We start from the raw sequence: 18293 nt of genomic DNA, 5'->3' as shown, positions 1-18293 counted from the left end.
AGACCGCCAGTTCAACGGCCTGGCGCTTGTAGTCCTCTGTGAACGATCGACGTTGACGTTCTGGCATTCGACACCTCCGGGCTCCTTGAGCCTACTACAGGTGTCCACTCATTCGGAGGAGGTTCAATCGGACCAGCTTCGTGCTGTTCTTTGGGATAGGGTTCACAAACATCTAGACGCGGCAACCAGCTACAGTGATTACAGCACCCACTACTTAGAGAAGCCTTGGTCACAAATCCTCAAAGATGAACTTGTGATAGCCACCTTAGTTTAGTGACGTCTCCTGAAGATAATCAGTTTTTGGTCTGATTCTGGCTCTGCAGAATGTGTATTTCGGCTCGCGCCAAGTGCCGACGAAGTGCGGCAATTGCTTGAAGGTTCACCTCGAAAGCGATCGGGCCCATTTCCTTCGTCTCCAATAGAATGGCGGCATGTCCGTCGGAGCGCAACATCGTCTCCGAACCAGTCACATTCAGGATCACAAGGTTTCGGTTCATTTTCCCTCCCATTGAACCTGCGCCCGGCGAGGACGCTCTGTTGCTTGGACGTGGCCGTACTAGCTTCAGTTTAGGCCGCCCCTCTTCTCTAACAAAGCCGAATCAAAGAGGAGTTCATCGCTAGCCCTGATGCTCGCCAGCTCTATCGGATGTTGGCTGGTTGGATTGCGAGCCTTTCGTACTCATCCGGTGCCCGAGTGCTGAGTTCCGATAGGCTGGCGATGGTCAATAAACCTGCATCCGCTCGCGCAAGACATTCGGCTGACTTCACGCGGCTTGTAGGTATCTACGGTCCTGCTGGCAAAAACGACGTCAATGAACAGATGCCTTCACTTGTGTCGTTAGGTCCGCTGAACCGTGGTTGTGATATCGGCGTTTATTGTGCTCGCGGCCAGATCGAGGTCGAGCGAAGGTAACGCGGCCAAACGCATTGCCGATCTGATTGAACGCTATACATTACACCACGGCTTCGAGGTGCCCGCAAATGGCCCGATGGCATGCGCAGGCGTATTGCGGACGAAGTGCCGAAATGGCGCGGCATCATCGCAAAGGCGGGAATCAAGCCGGTCTGAGCAGATCAACATTGCGCGACACGCACAGCGTGTGATCTTGCGAGCACTAGTCAGCATCCCTAGGCTCCCCCTCCATAACAAAACACCAGGGAGGCGATCGTTATGACCACAAGGCGGGATTTCCTCAAAGCGGGAGCAACGGCGACGGCAGGCATCGTGTTCTGCGGCTGCGGGCTCGTCCACAACGCGAGTGCGCAGCAATCGCGCCAGCAGTTGCCAATCACGATCAACGGCAAACGTGTCAAGACGATCGACATTCACTCGCATTGCCATTTCCGCGAGGCGGGCGCGCTGCTCGGCGCGGACGCCGGAAAATATCAACTGCCGCCGGTCAACGGCGCCTCCGAGGCCTTTGTCGAGATCGACAAGCGGCTGGCTGCGATGGACGCGCAGGCCGTCGACATGGAGGTGCTTTCGATCAATCCGTTCTGGTACGACCGCGACCGCGACCTCGCCGCGCAGATCGTGAAGATCCAGAATGAAAAGCTCGCCGAACTCTGTGCCTCGAAGCCCGACCGGTTCGCAGCTTTCGCCTCGCTGACGCTGCAGGCACCGGCCCTTGCGGTGCAGGAGCTGGAGACGGCTGTGAAAAGGCAGGGGCTGAAGGGCGCGGCGATCGGCGGTGTCGTCGACGGCGTCGAATTCTCAAATCCGAAGTTTCATCCGGTCTGGGCCAAGGCCGAGGAACTCGGTGTCCCCCTGTTCATCCATCCGCAGGGCGTGCCCGAGCTCAACAAGCGGCTCTCCGGCAATGGGTGGCTTGGCAACACGATCGGCAATCCGCTCGAGACCACGATCGCACTCTCCCATTTGATCTTCGAGGGCACGCTCGATCGCTTCCCGGGACTGAGAATCATCGCCGCACATGGCGGCGGTTATCTCGGCTCGTATGCCGACCGCTCGGACCATGCCTGTCTGGTTGGACCCAAGGGATGCAATCCGGAGATCAAGCTCCAGAAGGCGCCGGCGGAATATCTCAAACAGATTTATTTCGACTCTCTGATCTTCACGCCGGAGGCGATCAGGCACCTCGCCGCCCAGGTCGGCGCCGGCCAGATCGTGTTGGGAAGCGACTATCCCTATCCATGGCAACTGGCACCGGTCGACCACATCTTCGCCTCGTCGTCGCTGAGCGACGATGACAAGGCCAATATTCTCGGGCGGACCGCAGCAAAGCTGCTTGGAGTAGCCGCGTGAGGACGGCTTGCTGTTGGACAAGCGGCTGTCGTCGCGCCTTGCGCGACGACGGCATCAACGATCAGTAGGCGTTCACCGTCCGGATCTCGCTGCCCGGCCGCACCGTTGGTGCCACCTGCGCGATATTGGGCATCGGATCGGTGTAGACGGCGTCGGTTCCGACGAACTCCGCTTGTGCCGCGTCCGATATCCATCTGACCGCCGCCGGATGACTGACCAGCATCCCGATCAGCGCAACGACGACAAGCACCGGCAGCGCGACAAGCTTGATGCTGAAGCTCTGGTAATTGTGCTGTGGATCCTGCCGTCGCTGGTCGAAAGAGCTGTGCATGGATTCCTCCATATTGTGCTCCCCTGACGCGTCACTTACCGCAGCGCACGCAAGGCCGATGTGAATGGCTTCACAGGCCTTGTTCAGCTCACCGTTTCGTGACATGCGCGACCGACCGGGCAGCCGGCGCGACTACTCGCCCTCGTTCGCCCCGGCGTCGACCAGCTCCTGGAGGGTCTCGCGCTTCAGCACGACGATCGCGCCATGCTCGAGCCTGACCCAACCGCGTATCGCCCACGCCCGGAGCTGCTTGTTGATGCTCTCGCGCGTCATCCCGACCATCTCGCTGATCTCCTGCTGGGTGATCGAGATGGTGCGTCCCTGCGGCTTGTGCTTGTCGCTCAGGCGCAGCAGCGCGCTGGCCAGACGGCCGGGCAGGTTCTGCAGGATGACCTGCTCGACCTGATCGCTGGTCCGGCGCAGTCTTTCGCAAAGCAGCTCGATGAACTTCATCGCAAGCGTCGGCTGGCTGCGCACGAATGGAATGAACTCGCGCCGGTCAATGACGAACAGCTCGCAATTAGTGTTTGCAGTGGCATCGGCCGTCCGCGACAAGCCGTCGAGCAGCGCGATCTCGCCGAATATCTCGCCGGCCTCGATCAGGTTCAAAATCGCGTTGCGACCATCCGGCGACGAGATGCTGATCTTGACCGTTCCCGAGATCACCGCAATCAGGCTGGTGCCTGGATCGCCCTTGGAAAAGATCGTCGTGCCCCGCTTCAGCGTGGTGTGCTTGGCGTAGCGGCAGAGCTGATCGAATGCCTCGGGCTCGAGATCGGCGAAATAGGGGTGCTTGCGCAACACCGACAGCTTGTTGTTCGAAAACAACGGCGCGCCGGAAGTTCGTTCTATGGGCGGCGCTCCGGTCATCGTGATCCAGACTGATTGTGTTGCGTTCAATCGGCCCGCCAGCACAGCGGACGCCGACAATACCATCGATCAATGAAAGCAGACAGAAGTATAGCCCCCCCGGGCCCCTACAGCAACAAAGGTCCGAGCCGGCGCAACGGGATAGAAGGCGTCCAAGGTACAATTTGGAATAAATCTGCGTCGATGCAACGCTCAATTGCAGCTGCGCGCTGCCCTTGATCTGATATGCCCGGCCCATCCGCGACGATCTCGCCTAGCAGGATCCCGTCTGTACGAGGGGTCAACGCGGCCAGCTCACAGCAGCTTGCCGTCTGGCCCAAAGAACGGATGCGGCCCGTCAAACTGACCGATCGGGACTTGGTGCGTGACCAAGTGTCCAAAATCCGGTCCCGGAAACCACGTGTGCAAGTGAAATGCTGGCGGTTCCACCTTCAACGATGGTTCGCGGAGCTGTCCGAGGTCCAGGTCGACCGCATGGTTCGGCGCGGGGCACAATGTCACAGGAATCCCGGCGAAGGAGGTCAGCATGGCACGATGGACGTGCCCGCAGCCAATCAAACGCACCCGCGGGTGACGCCTGACAATTGCTGCCAGCTCTGCGGCATTGAAAAGGTCCTGACGGTCCATGTGCCAGATGCCGCCCTTGAACGGCGGGTGATGCAGGAAAAGCAGCGCGGGCCGGTCTGCTGCCGCCAGTGTCGCGTCCAACCATTGCAGCGTCGACGGTTCGAGCATGCCGTGAGGCTTCCCGGCAACGCTTGAATCAAGCAGCAGCAGATCGAGGCCATTCACCTCGATCTGCTGGTCGAGCGGGCCTGTCGCGTGAGCATAGGGTGCAGCCGGAAACGCGCCGCGCATCCACGCACGCGAGTCGTGATTGCCGGGAATTCCGGCAAACGGAACGCGCAGCGGCGCGAGCAGTCGCTTGAGATAGTCGTATTCCTCGACCGACGGCGTATCGACAAGGTCGCCCGAGATGACGACGAAATCGGGCGCCGGCTCGAATGCGCTGAGCGCGGCGACGCAGCGTTCAAGCGCCTTCGCGGTATCGACCCGGCCATAGGCCAACGCTCCCGGAGGCTTGATGTGGAGGTCGGAAATCTGGGCGATAAGGACCGGTTTCGACGGCATCGATCAATCTCGTGGTTCGGAGGGAAGCAGACGAACAGCGTCGGGCGCAATCGAAAGTCCGACACGATCGCCGATCCTGGCTTGAATCGTGTTGGGAGCGTCGACATTGAGCGGCTTGCTCGATGCACCGCTCACGACGAGCCGCTGCCGGTCGCCGATGAAGCTGACGGAATCGACGATTCCCGAGAGCAAACCCGCGCCCGCCTCCGTCACGCGAATGATTTCGGGGCGGATCATGACGGTCGCGTTCGCGGTCGTCGCTCCACCCTCGATCGGCAGTCGCCCGCCGGGCAGGATCAATACGCCGTTCTCGACCGGAGCTTCCACAATGTTCGCCGCTCCGATGAACTCCGCCACAAACCGGTCCTTCGGCGCGAAGTAGACCTCGCGCGGCGTGCCGATCTGCGCGATTGCGCCTTTCCGCATCACGACAATCCGGTCGCCCAATTCCATGGCTTCGGCCTGATCGTGGGTGACATAGATCGTCGTGATCCCAAGCGCGCGCAATAGCCGGTTGAGCTCACTGCGCAGCCGGTCCCGCAGCGCGGCGTCGAGCGCGGTCAAGGGCTCGTCGAGCAGCAAGATGCCGGGCCGGATCGCGACAGCGCGCGCCAGTGCGACGCGCTGACGTTGGCCGCCCGAAAGCTGGTCGATGCGGCGATTCTCCAATCCCGTGATGTTCGTCAGAGCAACCAGTTCGGCCACCCGTGCGGCACGCTCGCCCCTGGCAACACCGCGGATCTTCAGCCCGTAGGCGATATTGTCCGCCACCGTCATGTTGGGGAACAGGGCGTAGGATTGGAACACCATCCCGACATTGCGCCGCTCGATCGGGACCGAAGTCATGTCCTTGCCGTCGAACAGGACCTTGCCGCCGACATCCGGCAGCTCGAGTCCTGCGATGATGCGCAGCATCGTGGTCTTGCCGCAGCCGGACGGCCCAAGCAGCACCAGCGTCTCGCCACGCGCAATGTCGAGGGTTGCAGGGTCGAGCGCGCGCGTGCCGTCGGCAAAGGTCTTGCCGCACGCCTCGATCCGCACCGCTGCGCCATGCCCGGCCGTACTCATCGCTTGTGATCCCTGTCGGCCAGCAGCTGCATCGCGACCAGCAGCGGAATGATCATCACGAAGAAGATCAGCGTATAGGCCGACGCCACTTCGAGCCGCATCGAGGCGTAGCTGTCGGCGAGCCCGATCGGCAGTGTCTTCGTCAACGGCGTATGCAGCATCCAGGTCAGGTTGAATTCGCCGAGCGACAGCGTGACCACCATCAGCGCGCCGGCGAGAATTCCCGGCAGTGCGTTCGGCACGATGACATCGCGGAAGCGCCGCCATGGCGACGCCCCGAGCGAGGCCGCCCCCTCATCCAGCGTCTTGATGTCCGCGGTCGCGAACACCGCCATGACCGACCGCACCATGAACGGCATGGTGAAGATCACATGGCCGACCAGGATGAACAGCCAGGAGCGGCGAAAGTCGCCGAAACTGCCATAGGCGAGCAGCAGTGCAAGCGCAATCGCAAGCCCTGGGATCGCCAAAGGCAACGTGATGATCTCCTCGACGATGCGCGCTAGCCGGCCTCCCCGCGCATGCAGCGCATAGGCTGCGGGAACGCCGACGAGCAGCGTGACGGCAAGGGTCGCGAATGCGATCACGAAGGAGAGCAGGATGGTGCCGGCATAGAGTTCCCAGACCTGCGCGACCCATTGCAGGGTCACGCCGGACTGGATGCCCCGGAAGTAATTGACGGTCACGCCGGCGGAGATCGACAGCCCTGCGGGAACCACCAGGAAGGCGGCAACGAGCAGCGTGAAGATGAACTGGCCGGTAAAGACCAAGCGATCGCGCATGCGTTCACCCGGCCGCCGCGACCGCGCTGCCGCTGAACGAGCGGGCGAGCGCGAGGATGAGCCAGGTGATCAGGCCAAGTCCCACCGACAGCGCGGCCGAGGTCGCGAAATTGGCGGCCAGCGTGAACTCGGTATAGATCAGCATCGGCAGCACGTCGATATTCGTTGCCAGCGTAAACGCAGTCCCGAAGGCCCCCATCGCCGTCGCAAATGCGATCGCACCGGACGCAACGAAGGCTGGCGCCAGCGCGGGCAGCACGACGTCGCGCTGCACCGCCCAGGGGCTGGCGCCGAGCGAACGCGCGGCCTCTTCCAGCCCGACGTCGAGCTTTTGCACGGCCGCCATGATGGTGAGGATCACGCGCGGGATCGAGAAGTAGAGATAGCCGAGGAACAACCCGTAGATCGAATAGGCGAAGACGAACTTCTCGCCGAAGATCCGGTTCGACAGATCGCCGATCAGCCCCTGCCGCCCCGCCAGTAGAATGATCATGAAACCGACCACCACGCCGGGAAACGCCAGCGGAAATGTCAGCATCGCGATCAGCACGGCCCGCCCGAAAAAGCGGTGCCGCTGCAGAAACATTCCGGCAATCGTCGCCACGATCAGCGTCACGACCGTCGTTGCCGCGGCGAGGAGCACGGTATTGATCAGCGTCGCGCGATAGCGGGCTTCGGTCAGGATGGCGAGATATCCGGCGAGACCGTGCGGTCCTTCGGCACCCGCGACCACCAGCCGTGCCATCGGCAGCAGGAAGAATGCCGTGGTCACGACCGCGAGCGGCAGCAGGCAGAGCCAAACGAAGGATTTTTGCGACATCGGAAGAATGGTGCCCCGGCGAAGGGCACCATATTGCCTCAGCGAACCTCGGCGAGATAGCGGTCGACGAAGGCTTTTTGCACGTTTTCCATCTCGCCCCAGTCGACGCTCTTGGCACGAGCATAGTCGCTGTCGGGGAGAAATTTCCCCTTCACGGAAGCCGGCAGTTCAATCGGGCGGGCCGGACGCAGATAGGCATTGGTCCAGATCGCCTGCCCCTTGTCGGACAAGAGATAGTCCATCACCTTCTTGGCCTTCTCCTTGTCGGGCGCGTTCTTCACGAGACCAACGACATAGGGAAACACCACCGACCCCTCGCAGGGAATCACAAACTCGAAGTTGCCCTTCTCCGAGTACTTCGCGCGATAGGCATTGAAGTCGTAATCGAACAGGATCGGCATCTCACCGGAGACGACGCGGGCGTACGACGTCTGCTTGGGTACGATCGGGTCGTTCTTGCGCAGCTCCTTGAAGAAGCTGATCGCCGGATCGAAGTTGCCTGGCGAGCCGCCGAGCGCCAGATTGACGGCGACCGCGCCGACATAACCGACCGCCGCCGACGACGGGTCGAGATAGCCGACCATCCCCTTGTAGTCGGGCTTCAGGAGATCCTTCCAGCAGGCAGGCACCGGCTTGCCGCCAAGCGCATCCTTGTTCACGAACAGGCCGAGCGTGCCGGAGTGGATCGTGGTCCAGTAGCCATCGGGGTCCTTGAGGCCGGCCGGGACCTGATCCCAATGCGCCGGCTTGTAGGGCTCGAGCGCATCCTGGGCCTTGGCCTTCATGCCGAAGGTCACGCCGAAATAGCCGATATCGCCGACCGGATTGCTCTTCTCGGCCAGGATCTGGGCCAGCGCCTGACCGGAATTCTTGTTGTCATGCGGGATATCGAAGTTGAGGTCCGCCTTGATCGCCTTCAGCATCGACGCCCAATCCGCCCATTCCGGCGGACAATTATAGCAGATCACGTCGGCCGCCTTGGCGGATTGCCACGGCGCGATCAGCGTCAGCGCCAGCAACGCAAGGACAAGGCGGACGGTCTTCATGGGAGGCTCCGGTGTGGGAGAGGATGCAATGAGGATTTCAACATCAACCGGGCGACCAAGTATAGGCCGCGTATGAATGTTTTGCGACGCGCTCGCTGCCGTGCAGCAAATGCAACGGCCCCGATGCCGACCATCGGGTGCTCGCGGCAACCACTGGTTTCGCGCTAGGCTGCCGGCCAAAAGAGGAAGCCCATGTACCAACCGCCCGGCGTCAAGACATCGCCCGATCTCCCCGTCCCAGACCTGATGACAGCCTGGGTCCTTGGTGACCCCGATCAGCTCCTGCTTCGCGAAAAGCCGACGCCGGTCCCCTCGCGTGCCGAGGTGCTGGTGCGCATCGACGCGGTTGCGATCTGCGCCACCGATCTCGAAATTATCCATGCCGGGTCGCCGGCAAGCATTGAGGGCGGCCTGCCCTTCAACAAGAACTTTACGCCGGGCCACGAGTACATGGGCACGGTCGCCGCACTCGGGCCGGACGTTGACGAATTCAGGATCGGCGAGCGGGTCAGCGTCGAAATCCACGCCGGCTGCGGCCAATGCAAACGCTGCCGCCAGGGCATGTACACGTCATGCCTCAACTATGGAAAGCCGGAGAAGGGCCACCGCGCCAACGGCTTTACGACCGACGGCGGATTCGCGGAGTACGCAGTCAACCACATCAATACGCTGGCGCGCGTACCGGATAGCATGAGCGACGCGGAGGCGACGCTCGTGGTGACCGCGGGCACGTCGATGTACGGCTTGACGGAATTGGGGGGATTGGTGGCCGGCGAGAGCGTCGTGGTGATCGGCCCGGGGCCGATCGGACTTCTCGCAGTTGCCGTGGCCAAGGCGCTTGGCGCAAGCCCGGTGATTCTGACCGGCACGCGCAACAAGCGGCTGGCGATCGGCCAGGAACTGGGGGCCGACCGCGTCATCAACATCAACGACGAAGACGCCGTTGCGGTCGTGAAGCAACTAACAGGGGGGATCGGCGCGGACTATGTCGTCGAATGTGCCGGCACCGAAGCGACACTCAACCAGGCCATTCACATGACCAATCGTGGCGGCAAGATCTGTCTGGCCGCCTTCCCGCACGAGGCCGCGACGCTGGACATCGCGCATCTTGTGCGAAACAACATCTACGCTTACGGAATCCGCGGCGAGGGCCGCAGCGCCACTCGCCGTGCCATGGAATTGATGGCAGCGAAGCGGTTCGACGCGACACGAATCCACACGCATACGTTTCCGCTGGCCGACCTGCCGACGGCGCTCAGATATGCGCGGGATCGCGTGGATGACGCGATCAAGGTCGTCGTCACCACTCCCAAGGCCGACGCGATCGCGCGCGCTGCGGAGTAATGTCCGTTCGCGCCGGCGGGAGACCGGGAAGCCCGCTCACACCGAACAATATCGTTCCTTGATCTCGTCGTCGGCCAGCAGGGCCTGCGCCGACGCCTGGTGCACCACCGCTCCCTGATCAAGGACGTAGGCACGATCGGCGATGCCAAGCGCGAGCTCGACGTTCTGCTCGACCAGCAGCACCGTCGTTCCCTGCGCCTTCATGTTGCGGAATAGCTCGAACATCTCGTCGACCAGGACCGGCATGATGCCCTCTGAAGGCTCATCCAGCATGATCAGGTCGGGCTTTGCGATCATCGCCCGCGCGATCGCCAGCATTTGCTGCTCGCCGCCGGACATCGTGACCGCCTCCTGGTCCATGCGCTCGGCCAGCCGTGGGAATACTCCTGCGATCTCGTCGATCAGCTCGGCTTCCCGCTTCTTGGCCGGCGACGCCACCAGCCCGAGCCGCAAATTTTCCCGGACCGACAATCCCTGTACAATGCGCCGCTCTTCGGGAACATAGGCAAGTCCGAGCGCGAAGCGCACATGCGCCGGCTGGCTCAGCAGCTCCTCGCCCTTGAAGGTCACCGAGCCGCGCGTTCGTCCCAACAACCCCATGATCGATTTCAGCGTCGTCGTCTTGCCGGCTCCATTGCGACCGATCAGGCAAACGATCTCGCCTTTGGTCACCTCGAGCGTGACGTCCTGCAGCGCGTGACTTGCGCCGTACCAGGCATTGAGCTTGCTGATCAGCAGCATTTGTCAATGCTCCCGCTGGCCGAGATAGACCCGCTTCACCGCCTCGTTCTGCCGGACCTCCTGCGGCGTTCCCTCGGCGAGAAGTTCTCCGTGGTGCAGCACGAGGATGCGATCGCTGATCCCGAGCACCAGCTTCATCTTGTGCTCGACGAGGATGACCGTACGCTCCTTTGCGAGCTTCACGATCAGATCCATCATGGTCCGGGTTTCCTCCGGGCTCATGCCGGCCGTCGGCTCGTCCAGCAACAACAACCGGGGTTGGCTGGCAAGCGCCATGCCGATTTCCAGCGCCCGCTGCTCGCCATGGGCCAGAGTCTTGGCGGCACGTTCGCGAGATTCCCACAATCCGACCAGGGCAAGCAGTTCGTCCGCCCGCTCGACCAGCTCGGTCAGCCGCGCGCGGGGACGCCAGATGTCGTATCTCGACACCAGCGCCTGCAGACCGACGCGGATGTTTTCACGGGTCGTCAGCTGCGGAAACACGCTGGTGATCTGAAAGGACTTTGCGATCCCCATATGCGCAAAGCGGTGCTGCGGCAGGCCGGTGACATCCCTGCCCTCGAATTCAACGCTGCCTTTGGTGGGCGAAAACGCACCGCACAGCAAATTGAAATAGGTGCTCTTACCGGCCCCGTTCGGACCAATAATGGAGGTGATCGCTCCTCTGGAAAAGTCCGCCGAGATATTGTTCAGCGCGACAAACTTCCCGAACGTCTTGCCGACGCCCCTGGTGCGCAGAATGATTTCTTTGGTTTGGCCTTCCGCGGCGCTCATCGCCTGCCTCGCGCGATCAGTGTGCCCCAGATGCCGGCGGGGAAGAACAGCACGCATGCAATGAAAATGGCGCCAACGATCAGTTGCCAGTGGACCGTCCACACCGATACCACGTTCTCCAGGACCAGGAAGACGGCAGCGCCGATCATCGGCCCGAAGAACGTTCCCATACCGCCCAGCAATGCGATCATCACGACCAGGCCCGACGTCTCGTAGTGCAGTATCTCGATCGGAACGATCGACAGATGCAAGGCCTGCAAGGCTCCCGCGAGACCGCAGAAGCCGCCAGACAAAACGAAGGTCAGCAATCGGGTCTTGGTGACGTCATAGCCCGACGCGCGGGCGCGCATCTCATTCTCCCGCACGGCCTCAATGACGGCGCCAAATGGCGAGGCAAGAATGCGCGACATCACGAAAAAAGCGGCAATCACGAAAGCCGCGATGACATAGTAACGGATCATCGGATTGATGAAGTCGAGCCGCAAGCCGAACAGATCGATGGTGCGGACGTTGATGCCGCGGAGGCCGTTTTCGCCACCGGTCAGATCAACCGCCTGATAGAAGAGGTAGTAGATACATTGCGACAGCGCCATCGTCACCATCGCGAAGTAGATACCGCGGGTCCTGATCGCGAGTACGCCAATCAACGATGCCATCAACAGGCCGCCGGCGATCCCGGCCGCGATGGCCGCATACCACGGCCAGCCAAAATGCACGATGGCGATGCCACAGAGGTAGGCACCGGTTCCGAACAGCGCCGCGTGACCAAACGACAGCAGACCTAGATAACCAAAGACGAGGTTGAAGCCAACGGCGTACAATCCATAGATCAGGATGTTCACCGCGAGGGCCGTGAACGGCATCACCAACGGAAAAATCAGGATCACCGCGGCCACAATGCTGGCGCGATGCCGCGTTGCGAATTCGTACCAACTGCCCGTCGTGGCACGAGGCTGTTTGATGGATTCGGTGGCTCCGGTCATCCCTGGCTCTCAGCTCATCAATCCGGCGCGGCCGAAGAAACCCTGGGGACGGACGATCAGGACGATCGCCATCAGGGCAAAGATCGAAACCTTGGCCATCTCGGGTGCAAACAGCGAAGTCATGCTGACCACCACACCGACGAGGAGGCCAGCGAGTACGGCGCCACCGATCGAACCCATGCCTCCTACGACCGTCACCACGAAAGCCTCGGCGAGAATCGTGCCGCCCATCTCGGGAATGACGCCTTGAAGCGGGGCAGCCAGCAGCCCGGCAAAGCCCGCAATCGCGGTGCCTATCCCGAACACAATCAACCAGACCTTGGAAACGTCGACCCCAAGGACGCGGGCGATTTGCGGATCGCGCGCGCCGGCGCGGATAATGAGTCCGAAGCTGGTTTTTTCCAGGAACAGCCAGAGCGCCAACAAGACGACGGCCGTCGCGCCGATCACGAACAGGCGGTAGAGCGGAAAATATCCGACACCGATGTTGACAGCCCCCTGCAGAAGCTCGGGCGTATCGAAGGGATAACCGGTCTTGCCGAAGGCAATGCGCACGCATTCGACCATGACGTAGCTCAGCCCGAAGGTCAGCAGCAGCGGATAATCAATGCCGCGGCCGTAGAGCGGCCGGATCAGCACGCGCTCGACGGCAAGGCCGAACAGCCCGATCAGAAGCGGTACCGCCAGCAAGCAGAGCCAGAAATTGCCGCCGATCGAGATCAGGTACAGCCCGACATAGGCGCCGACCATGTAGAAGGCGCCATGGGCGAAGTTGACGACGGTCAACATCCCGAAGATCAGCGAGAGGCCGATCGCAAACAGCACATAGATCGCGCCGAGCGCCAGCCCGGCGAATAGTTGCAGTGCAATCAGGTCAAAGCTCAGGCCCGCCATTTGTCCCCCTCAGCACGACGCGCACCGCCCCGCGGTGCGCGCCGGCGCATGGCTCAGCTCTTGTGGCCAAGCGCGTCGCAGCTACGCAGGTTCTTCTCGTCAGGCTCTTCGGTCGATAGAACCTCGAACACATCTGACTCGTTCTTCATGTCCTTGGACTTCGACTTGATCACGAGCACCGATTGCACCGACTGGTGATCGCATTTGCGATAGTATTGCGGCCCCTTGTAGTAGTCGTATTTCAGAGCCACCAACGCCGCGACGACCTTGTCGGTCTCCACGCTGCCCGCGCCCTTGACCGCCTCGAGCACCGTCCGAACACCGCCATAGCCGAGCGCGCCGTAGTCGGTAGGCAACTTGCCGTCATACATCTTGCGGAACGCGTCGTTGAACGCCTTGGTCGAGGCGAACTTGTCCTCGATGCCCCAATAGAACGAGCAGCCGCCGACGACGCCTTCGAATGCCTGAGGGCCCGCCGCAACGCGGCTGGCATGCGACAGCAGCGGCGCGATGATCTGGATTGATTTCTTGATGCCGAAGTCGGTTGCCTGTTTCAGTGCGATTTGCTGATCCCGGCCGAAATTGCTGATACAGAGAATATCGGGCTTCAGCGCCTGGAGACGCGGCAGCAGGGTCGAGAAATCAGTCGTCCCGAGCGGATGGCGAATGTCACCGAGATTCTCGATGTTGAATTGCTTGCCGACCTCGAGAAAGCCGCGAACCATCTCGTGACCGTAAGCATAGTCCGCCGTGAGAAACGCAACCTTCTTGCCGAATTTGGTGAAGGCGTAGCGACCGACCGCCCCTGACGTCATGTGCGGGTTCAGCGCTTCGTGGAACGTGTATTTGCTGAAATCTGCCGCCTCGTTGATGGCGTCGGACTGGCTGATCGAATTGAAGATGACGCCGCGCTCCTTGGTGACGTTGTTGATCGCGAGCTGAACCGCCGCGGACAGACTGCCGACGACGAAATTCACCTTCTCCTTCTCGACCAATTCCAGGGTTCGCGTCGCCGCCTCACCGGGATTCAGCTTGTCGTCGCGCACCACGAGCTCGGCCTTGCGGCCGTTGAGACCGCCGGCATCATTGAACTGGGCGACAGCAAGCTGGCCCGCCCGCACCTGGTCCTGGGCCTCGGCGCCGTATGGACCGGTCAAAGGAACCGGGAAGCCGATCTTGATCGGCGCTTCCTGGGCCTGAAGCAGATTGATGCGAAAAGGCGAGACGGCGAGAACGGCGCCGGCGCTTGCCGTCGTCAGCAGACGACGCCGTGATATCGATCCAGCTTTGGTGACCTTCTTCGTCATGACTATTCCTCCCCAAGAACTGTCTGCGTTTTGCTTATCGTATTATCGTTGCCCGGAACGTCTCCGCTCAGATCCGTCCCAAGGCGGTCAGGATAACCTGAGGCGTGAGAGGAATCTCGGTAATTGTTGCGCCAAACGGCCGGAGCGCGTCATTGACTGCGTTGGCCACCGCCGCTGCCGCGCCGGCCGTCCCCGCCTCCCCTGCCCCTTTGGCTCCCAGCTCCGATTCCTGCGTCGGAGACACCACGTGACCGACCTCGATATCGGGCATCTCGCCGGACATCGGGACCAGATAGTCCGCCATATTGGCATTGGTCAGCTGACCGCGTTCGTCGTAGATGCACTTCTCGAACAGCGCCGCGCCGAGCCCCTGCACGACCCCGCCCCGGATCTGCTCGTCGACCAGTTGCGGGTTGATGATGGTGCCGCAGTCTTCGACAACCCAATGCTTCAGCAGCTGAACGAACCCGGTCTCGGTATCGACCTCAAGCCATGAGGCCTGAACGCCGTTGGTGAACGCAAAGGGATATTGGCGTGGAACGAAATGCCGGGTCGCCATCAATTCGGGCTGGATGCCCGGCGGCAGGGTGTCCGGTCGAAAATAGACGATCCGCGCAAGCTCGTGCAGTTCGATGCGCGGCGCGCCGTCGGCAGTGTTGACGATACCGTTGTCGACGATATCGAGCTCGGCCGGCGTCGATTGCAGAATGGCCGCAGCGACATTCAGAATATTCTCTCGCAGGGCCTTGGCTGCCTGTAATGCAGCTTCGCCGCCGATGCCGGCACCGCGCGAGGCCCAGGTGCCACCGCCATAGGGCGTGTTGTCGGTGTCGCCCAGGATGACGCGAACGCGCTCCATCGAAACGCCAAGCACGCTGCCGACGATCTGGGCCGTCAGCGATTCTGACCCTTGCCCCTGTTCCGTGATGCTGGTCTGGCAGATCACCGACCCTTGCGCGTCGAGCCGGACCGCAACGCCGTCCTGCGATGAGATTTTCGCGCCGCCCACGCCGTAAAACGCAGCGCTGGGATTGGTCACCTCGATGAAGCTCGCGATTCCGATGCCTCGATGGACGTTTCTGGTGCGCAAGGCCGCTTGCTCAGCGCGCAACGCGTCGTAATCCATCATCTGAAGCAGCTTGGTCAACGAGGCTTGATGCGAGAGCTGCTCGAACTTCATGCCCGAGGGTGACGCACACGGATAGGCATCGTCGGCGATCAGATTGCGCCGCCGGATTTCGACGGGGTCCATGCCGATCTTCGCTGCCGCCAGATCGACCAGGCCCTCGGTGACCGAACAGGCGATCGGGTGTCCGACCGCCCGGTACTGGCACATCACGTTCTTGTTCTGGAAGACGACGCGCGCCCGCGCCCGATAGTTCGCCGTTGCATAGGGCCCGCCGACCAGATTGACCACCTGATTGGCCTCGATGGCGCTGGTGCGCGGATACATCGAATACGGGCCGATCCCCGTCAGATCGTCGATCTCGAAGGCCGTGATCGTACCGTCCGGCCTGACGCCGATCCGCCCCCTGCACCGATGATCGCGGGCGTGGATGTCCGTGTTGAAACTCTCGACGCGGTCGGCCACGAACTTGACCGGCCGGCGCAACAGCTTGGACAGCGCGTAGGTCGCCATTTCGTCGGCATAGATATGGACCTTGATGCCGAACGAGCCGCCGACATCCTTGCAGACCACCCGGACCTGCGCTTCCCTTAACCCAAGATGCAGGGCTGCGATGTTCTGCACCATATGGGGCGCCTGCGTGCCCTGATAGATCGTGAGCCGTGCCTCGGCCGCATTCCAATCGGCAACGACGGCCCGCGGTTCAAGCGTCACGCCGGTGTGCCGCCCGAATACGAAGTCGGCCTCGACGAGTTCGGACCCCGACAATGCATGGTCGACGTCGCCGGCGTCGAGCGTCCGCTCAAAGGCAAGATTGTCGCCGAGCGCAGCATGAATGACGGGAGCTGCCGGATCGAGCGCAGCACGCATGTCCGTGACCGCCTCGAGCTCCTCGTAGTCGACTGAAATATGCTCCATGGCATCTTCGGCCGCAGCACGGCTGGTCGCCACAATCGCTGCAACGGCCTCGCCCTGCCAGCACACGCGGTCGACCGCGATCGCGTGCTGCGGCGCTGACTTCAGTCCCTTCAGGTGCGAGAGCACCCCGACCCACGGCGTGATGACCGCTTCAAGTTCACGGCCCGTGACGATGGAAATGACACCCGGCATCCGCGTCGCCGCGTCGGCGTTGATCGCTGCGATTTTGGCGTGGGCATGTGGCGACCGTAGAAAAACCACATGCGCCATCCGCGGCAGTTCGAGATCACTGACATATTGGCCGCGCCCCTGCAGCAACCTGTCGAGGTTCGGCCGCGGCACGGTCTTGCCGATATAGGAATTCGGGCGATCAAGCACCGAAAGCGTGTCTGCTGGCGCCCGCGTCACCGTCATACGCCCCGCTCCGCGCGCGTCTTTGCCGTCGCCTCCACCGCATCCACGATGGCCTGATAGCCTGTGCAGCGGCAATAATTGCCGGAAAGATGCTCGCGGATCGCTCGACGATCAGGCACGGACACATGCTTCAACAAGTCCTGTGCCGTTATCAGCATCCCAGGCGTGCAATAGCCACACTGCAATGCGTTGCGTTCGCGAAATGCCGCCTGAAGATCGGCTATTTCACCGCTGTCAGACAGCCCCTCGATTGTCTCAACTGACGCGCCCTGCGCCTGGAGCGTCAGCATCAGACAGGAGCGAACGATCTCGCCATCGAGCCGGACTGTGCAGGCACCGCAAACGCCGTGCTCGCACCCAACGTGGGTTCCGGTCAGCTTGAGATTTTCCCGGAGGAAATCGGCAAGATTGAGCCGCGGCAAAACGAATGCGTCGACGGGTTCGCCGTTGACCAGAAGCGAGACCGGCACCGGAGCGTTCACTTGCCGACTCCCGTTTCCAGTTCTGGCCGTGCCAGCAGTGCTGCCACGCAGCGCCGGAGCAAGACCGTCGCGAGGTGTCGACGCATGGCCGCGGTCGCCTGCTGGTCCTCCTGTGGATCGAGTTCATCGGCCAGTGCGGTCGCCGCCTCCGCGAGCAAGGCGGTAGTTACCGGGGCATCGATCAGTTTGCCGGCGGCCGCCGCGAGCAACGGCCGATCGCCAACAGCAAAGAAGCCGAGCCGAAGAGCTGAGAACCTGCCGGCCGCAACTACCGCACGGGCGGCGAGGCCAACAACAGCGTAGTCGCCATGCCGCCGGGCATACTCCTGAAAGAAAAATGTCGAGCCTTGGCCCGCGACCGGCACTTCGACCGCGACAAGCAACTCGTCCGGCAGCAGAGCTGTTTCGTAGATTCCCCTGAAAAACTCAGTCGCAGCAATCCGGCGCTCGCCGGCCGAGCCCCGAACAACGATGGTGGCGTCAAGCGCCACAACACAGGCCGGCAGCTCCGAGGCAGGATCGGCGTGAGCGAGGCTACCGCCGATCGTTCCGCGATTGCGAATTGCGGGATGGGCAACGTGGGCAACGGCATCGCGCAACAGCCGCGCGTGCAATGCAACCTCCGGCGATCCGAGCAGATCGACGTGCCTGGTCAGCGCGCCAACCACCAGCATGTCTCCCCTCACGGTGATGCCGCGCAACTCGGCGAGGCCGCCGATATCGACCAGAACGTCCGGGGACATGAGCCGCAGGTTCATCGCCGGAATCAGGCTCTGACCGCCCGACAGAACCTTCGCCTTGTCGCCATGCATGGCGAGCAACTCCAGCGCATTCACGACGCTGGTCGCGCGGGCGTAGGCGAAAGCCGCAGCTTTCATGTGGGCGTGGCCTCCCGGGCCCAATTTTGGTTTGCCCGATTAGAGGGCCGCCCCCTTCAAAGGTCAAGCTTGTTTATCGAGTGATTATTTGTGCGGCAGGGCTTGTCTTCGCGTCGGG

At 62.0% G+C, this 18293-nt stretch carries 20 protein-coding genes; 4 read left to right on the top strand and 16 right to left on the bottom strand.

What is annotated here, in order from left to right:
- A partial coding sequence (locus tag AC1VNY_RS09745; RefSeq protein ID WP_482404975.1) for a hypothetical protein occupies nt 1-274 on the top strand: 274 nt, incomplete at its 5' end.
- 19 nt (nt 275-293) lie between these two features.
- On the opposite strand, the gene AC1VNY_RS09740 is transcribed toward AC1VNY_RS09745, so the two are convergent.
- Nucleotides 294-497, bottom strand: coding sequence for a hypothetical protein (locus AC1VNY_RS09740; RefSeq protein ID WP_482404974.1), 204 nt, complete (start codon nt 495-497; stop codon nt 294-296).
- Between the two features lie 674 nt (nt 498-1171).
- Here AC1VNY_RS09740 and AC1VNY_RS09735 point away from each other — a divergent pair.
- The gene (locus AC1VNY_RS09735; RefSeq protein WP_482404973.1) at nt 1172-2266 is read left to right on the top strand and encodes an amidohydrolase family protein; all 1095 of its coding nucleotides are present in this window, start codon (nt 1172-1174) and stop codon (nt 2264-2266) included.
- Nucleotides 2267-2327: 61 nt separating this feature from the next.
- Here AC1VNY_RS09735 and AC1VNY_RS09730 read toward each other — a convergent pair whose 3' ends face one another.
- Together AC1VNY_RS09730 and AC1VNY_RS09725 are read right to left on the bottom strand one after the other, a co-directional pair.
- Entirely contained in the window at nt 2328-2609 is a 282-nt protein-coding gene (locus AC1VNY_RS09730) for a hypothetical protein (protein ID WP_482404972.1), read from the bottom strand.
- A gap of 120 nt (nt 2610-2729) precedes the next feature.
- Nucleotides 2730-3401: a Crp/Fnr family transcriptional regulator gene (locus AC1VNY_RS09725; protein ID WP_482404971.1), complete on the bottom strand. Its 672-nt coding sequence runs from the start codon at nt 3399-3401 to the stop codon at nt 2730-2732.
- On the opposite strand from AC1VNY_RS09725, the gene AC1VNY_RS09720 reads away from it, so the two are divergent.
- On the top strand, nt 3391-3543 hold the full coding sequence (locus AC1VNY_RS09720; protein ID WP_375763317.1) for a hypothetical protein: 153 nt from the start codon (nt 3391-3393) through the stop codon (nt 3541-3543). The two genes, AC1VNY_RS09725 and AC1VNY_RS09720, sit on opposite strands and share 11 nt — an antisense overlap.
- A gap of 218 nt (nt 3544-3761) precedes the next feature.
- On the opposite strand, the gene AC1VNY_RS09715 is transcribed toward AC1VNY_RS09720, so the two are convergent.
- From AC1VNY_RS09715 to AC1VNY_RS09695, 5 genes are read right to left on the bottom strand one after another with little or no spacing between them, the layout of a single operon-like run.
- Nucleotides 3762-4598, bottom strand: coding sequence for a phosphodiesterase (locus tag AC1VNY_RS09715; protein WP_482404970.1), 837 nt, complete (start codon nt 4596-4598; stop codon nt 3762-3764).
- A gap of 3 nt (nt 4599-4601) precedes the next feature.
- Nucleotides 4602-5666, bottom strand: coding sequence for an ABC transporter ATP-binding protein (locus AC1VNY_RS09710; protein ID WP_482404969.1), 1065 nt, complete (start codon nt 5664-5666; stop codon nt 4602-4604).
- The gene (locus AC1VNY_RS09705; protein WP_482404968.1) at nt 5663-6448 is read right to left on the bottom strand and encodes an ABC transporter permease; all 786 of its coding nucleotides are present in this window, start codon (nt 6446-6448) and stop codon (nt 5663-5665) included. Before AC1VNY_RS09705 ends, AC1VNY_RS09710 begins: the two co-directional genes overlap by 4 nt.
- Before the next feature lie 4 nt (nt 6449-6452).
- Nucleotides 6453-7268, bottom strand: coding sequence for an ABC transporter permease (locus AC1VNY_RS09700; protein ID WP_482404967.1), 816 nt, complete (start codon nt 7266-7268; stop codon nt 6453-6455).
- A 38-nt stretch (nt 7269-7306) separates the two neighbouring features.
- Nucleotides 7307-8314 (bottom strand): ABC transporter substrate-binding protein, encoded by a 1008-nt coding sequence (locus tag AC1VNY_RS09695; protein ID WP_482404966.1) that lies wholly within the window; start codon nt 8312-8314, stop codon nt 7307-7309.
- A gap of 330 nt (nt 8315-8644) precedes the next feature.
- On the opposite strand from AC1VNY_RS09695, the gene AC1VNY_RS09690 reads away from it, so the two are divergent.
- Nucleotides 8645-9658, top strand: coding sequence for a zinc-dependent alcohol dehydrogenase (locus tag AC1VNY_RS09690; protein WP_482404965.1), 1014 nt, complete (start codon nt 8645-8647; stop codon nt 9656-9658).
- Nucleotides 9659-9694: 36 nt separating this feature from the next.
- Here the strand turns inward: AC1VNY_RS09690 and AC1VNY_RS09685 are convergent, their stop codons facing one another.
- The 8 genes from AC1VNY_RS09685 to AC1VNY_RS09650 all read right to left on the bottom strand — a co-directional run bounded on the left by AC1VNY_RS09685 (nt 9695) and on the right by AC1VNY_RS09650 (nt 18175).
- The gene (locus tag AC1VNY_RS09685) at nt 9695-10399 is read right to left on the bottom strand and encodes an ABC transporter ATP-binding protein (protein ID WP_482404964.1); all 705 of its coding nucleotides are present in this window, start codon (nt 10397-10399) and stop codon (nt 9695-9697) included.
- Between the two features lie 3 nt (nt 10400-10402).
- Nucleotides 10403-11173, bottom strand: a complete 771-nt coding sequence (locus AC1VNY_RS09680; RefSeq protein WP_482404963.1) for an ABC transporter ATP-binding protein — start codon at nt 11171-11173, stop codon at nt 10403-10405.
- Nucleotides 11170-12156, bottom strand: coding sequence for a branched-chain amino acid ABC transporter permease (locus tag AC1VNY_RS09675; protein ID WP_212056230.1), 987 nt, complete (start codon nt 12154-12156; stop codon nt 11170-11172). The genes AC1VNY_RS09680 and AC1VNY_RS09675 overlap by 4 nt, the downstream gene beginning before the upstream one ends.
- Nucleotides 12157-12165: 9 nt before the next feature.
- Entirely contained in the window at nt 12166-13050 is an 885-nt protein-coding gene (locus AC1VNY_RS09670; protein WP_482404962.1) for a branched-chain amino acid ABC transporter permease, read from the bottom strand.
- Nucleotides 13051-13103: 53 nt separating this feature from the next.
- A complete protein-coding gene (locus tag AC1VNY_RS09665; protein WP_482404961.1) occupies nt 13104-14357 on the bottom strand; it encodes an ABC transporter substrate-binding protein in 1254 nt (417 codons plus the stop codon).
- Between the two features lie 67 nt (nt 14358-14424).
- On the bottom strand, nt 14425-16815 hold the full coding sequence (locus AC1VNY_RS09660; RefSeq protein ID WP_482404960.1) for a xanthine dehydrogenase family protein molybdopterin-binding subunit: 2391 nt from the start codon (nt 16813-16815) through the stop codon (nt 14425-14427).
- The gene (locus AC1VNY_RS09655; RefSeq protein WP_482404959.1) at nt 16812-17297 is read right to left on the bottom strand and encodes a (2Fe-2S)-binding protein; all 486 of its coding nucleotides are present in this window, start codon (nt 17295-17297) and stop codon (nt 16812-16814) included. The genes AC1VNY_RS09660 and AC1VNY_RS09655 overlap by 4 nt, the downstream gene beginning before the upstream one ends.
- Nucleotides 17294-18175, bottom strand: a complete 882-nt coding sequence (locus AC1VNY_RS09650) for an FAD binding domain-containing protein (RefSeq protein ID WP_482404958.1) — start codon at nt 18173-18175, stop codon at nt 17294-17296. Before AC1VNY_RS09650 ends, AC1VNY_RS09655 begins: the two co-directional genes overlap by 4 nt.
- Nucleotides 18176-18293: the final 118 nt, after the last annotated feature.

This window comes from Bradyrhizobium ferriligni (assembly GCF_056837965.1).
Note: the sequence above shows the minus strand (reverse complement) of the source record. Positions and strands in the feature narration are given on the sequence as shown.

What these genes read in the sequence shown, in the direction of transcription:
- AC1VNY_RS09740 (WP_482404974.1), bottom strand. Translation starts at nt 497, where the DNA reads ATGAACCGAAACCTTGTGATCCTGAATGTGACTGGTTCGGAGACGATG.
- AC1VNY_RS09735 (WP_482404973.1), top strand. Translation starts at nt 1,172, where the DNA reads ATGACCACAAGGCGGGATTTCCTCAAAGCGGGAGCAACGGCGACGGCA.
- AC1VNY_RS09730 (WP_482404972.1), bottom strand. Translation starts at nt 2,609, where the DNA reads ATGGAGGAATCCATGCACAGCTCTTTCGACCAGCGACGGCAGGATCCA.
- AC1VNY_RS09715 (WP_482404970.1), bottom strand. Translation starts at nt 4,598, where the DNA reads ATGCCGTCGAAACCGGTCCTTATCGCCCAGATTTCCGACCTCCACATC.
- AC1VNY_RS09710 (WP_482404969.1), bottom strand. Translation starts at nt 5,666, where the DNA reads ATGAGTACGGCCGGGCATGGCGCAGCGGTGCGGATCGAGGCGTGCGGC.
- AC1VNY_RS09705 (WP_482404968.1), bottom strand. Translation starts at nt 6,448, where the DNA reads ATGCGCGATCGCTTGGTCTTTACCGGCCAGTTCATCTTCACGCTGCTC.
- AC1VNY_RS09700 (WP_482404967.1), bottom strand. Translation starts at nt 7,268, where the DNA reads ATGTCGCAAAAATCCTTCGTTTGGCTCTGCCTGCTGCCGCTCGCGGTC.
- AC1VNY_RS09695 (WP_482404966.1), bottom strand. Translation starts at nt 8,314, where the DNA reads ATGAAGACCGTCCGCCTTGTCCTTGCGTTGCTGGCGCTGACGCTGATC.
- AC1VNY_RS09685 (WP_482404964.1), bottom strand. Translation starts at nt 10,399, where the DNA reads ATGCTGCTGATCAGCAAGCTCAATGCCTGGTACGGCGCAAGTCACGCG.
- AC1VNY_RS09680 (WP_482404963.1), bottom strand. Translation starts at nt 11,173, where the DNA reads ATGAGCGCCGCGGAAGGCCAAACCAAAGAAATCATTCTGCGCACCAGG.
- AC1VNY_RS09675 (WP_212056230.1), bottom strand. Translation starts at nt 12,156, where the DNA reads ATGACCGGAGCCACCGAATCCATCAAACAGCCTCGTGCCACGACGGGC.
- AC1VNY_RS09670 (WP_482404962.1), bottom strand. Translation starts at nt 13,050, where the DNA reads ATGGCGGGCCTGAGCTTTGACCTGATTGCACTGCAACTATTCGCCGGG.
- AC1VNY_RS09665 (WP_482404961.1), bottom strand. Translation starts at nt 14,357, where the DNA reads ATGACGAAGAAGGTCACCAAAGCTGGATCGATATCACGGCGTCGTCTG.
- AC1VNY_RS09660 (WP_482404960.1), bottom strand. Translation starts at nt 16,815, where the DNA reads ATGACGGTGACGCGGGCGCCAGCAGACACGCTTTCGGTGCTTGATCGC.
- AC1VNY_RS09650 (WP_482404958.1), bottom strand. Translation starts at nt 18,175, where the DNA reads ATGAAAGCTGCGGCTTTCGCCTACGCCCGCGCGACCAGCGTCGTGAAT.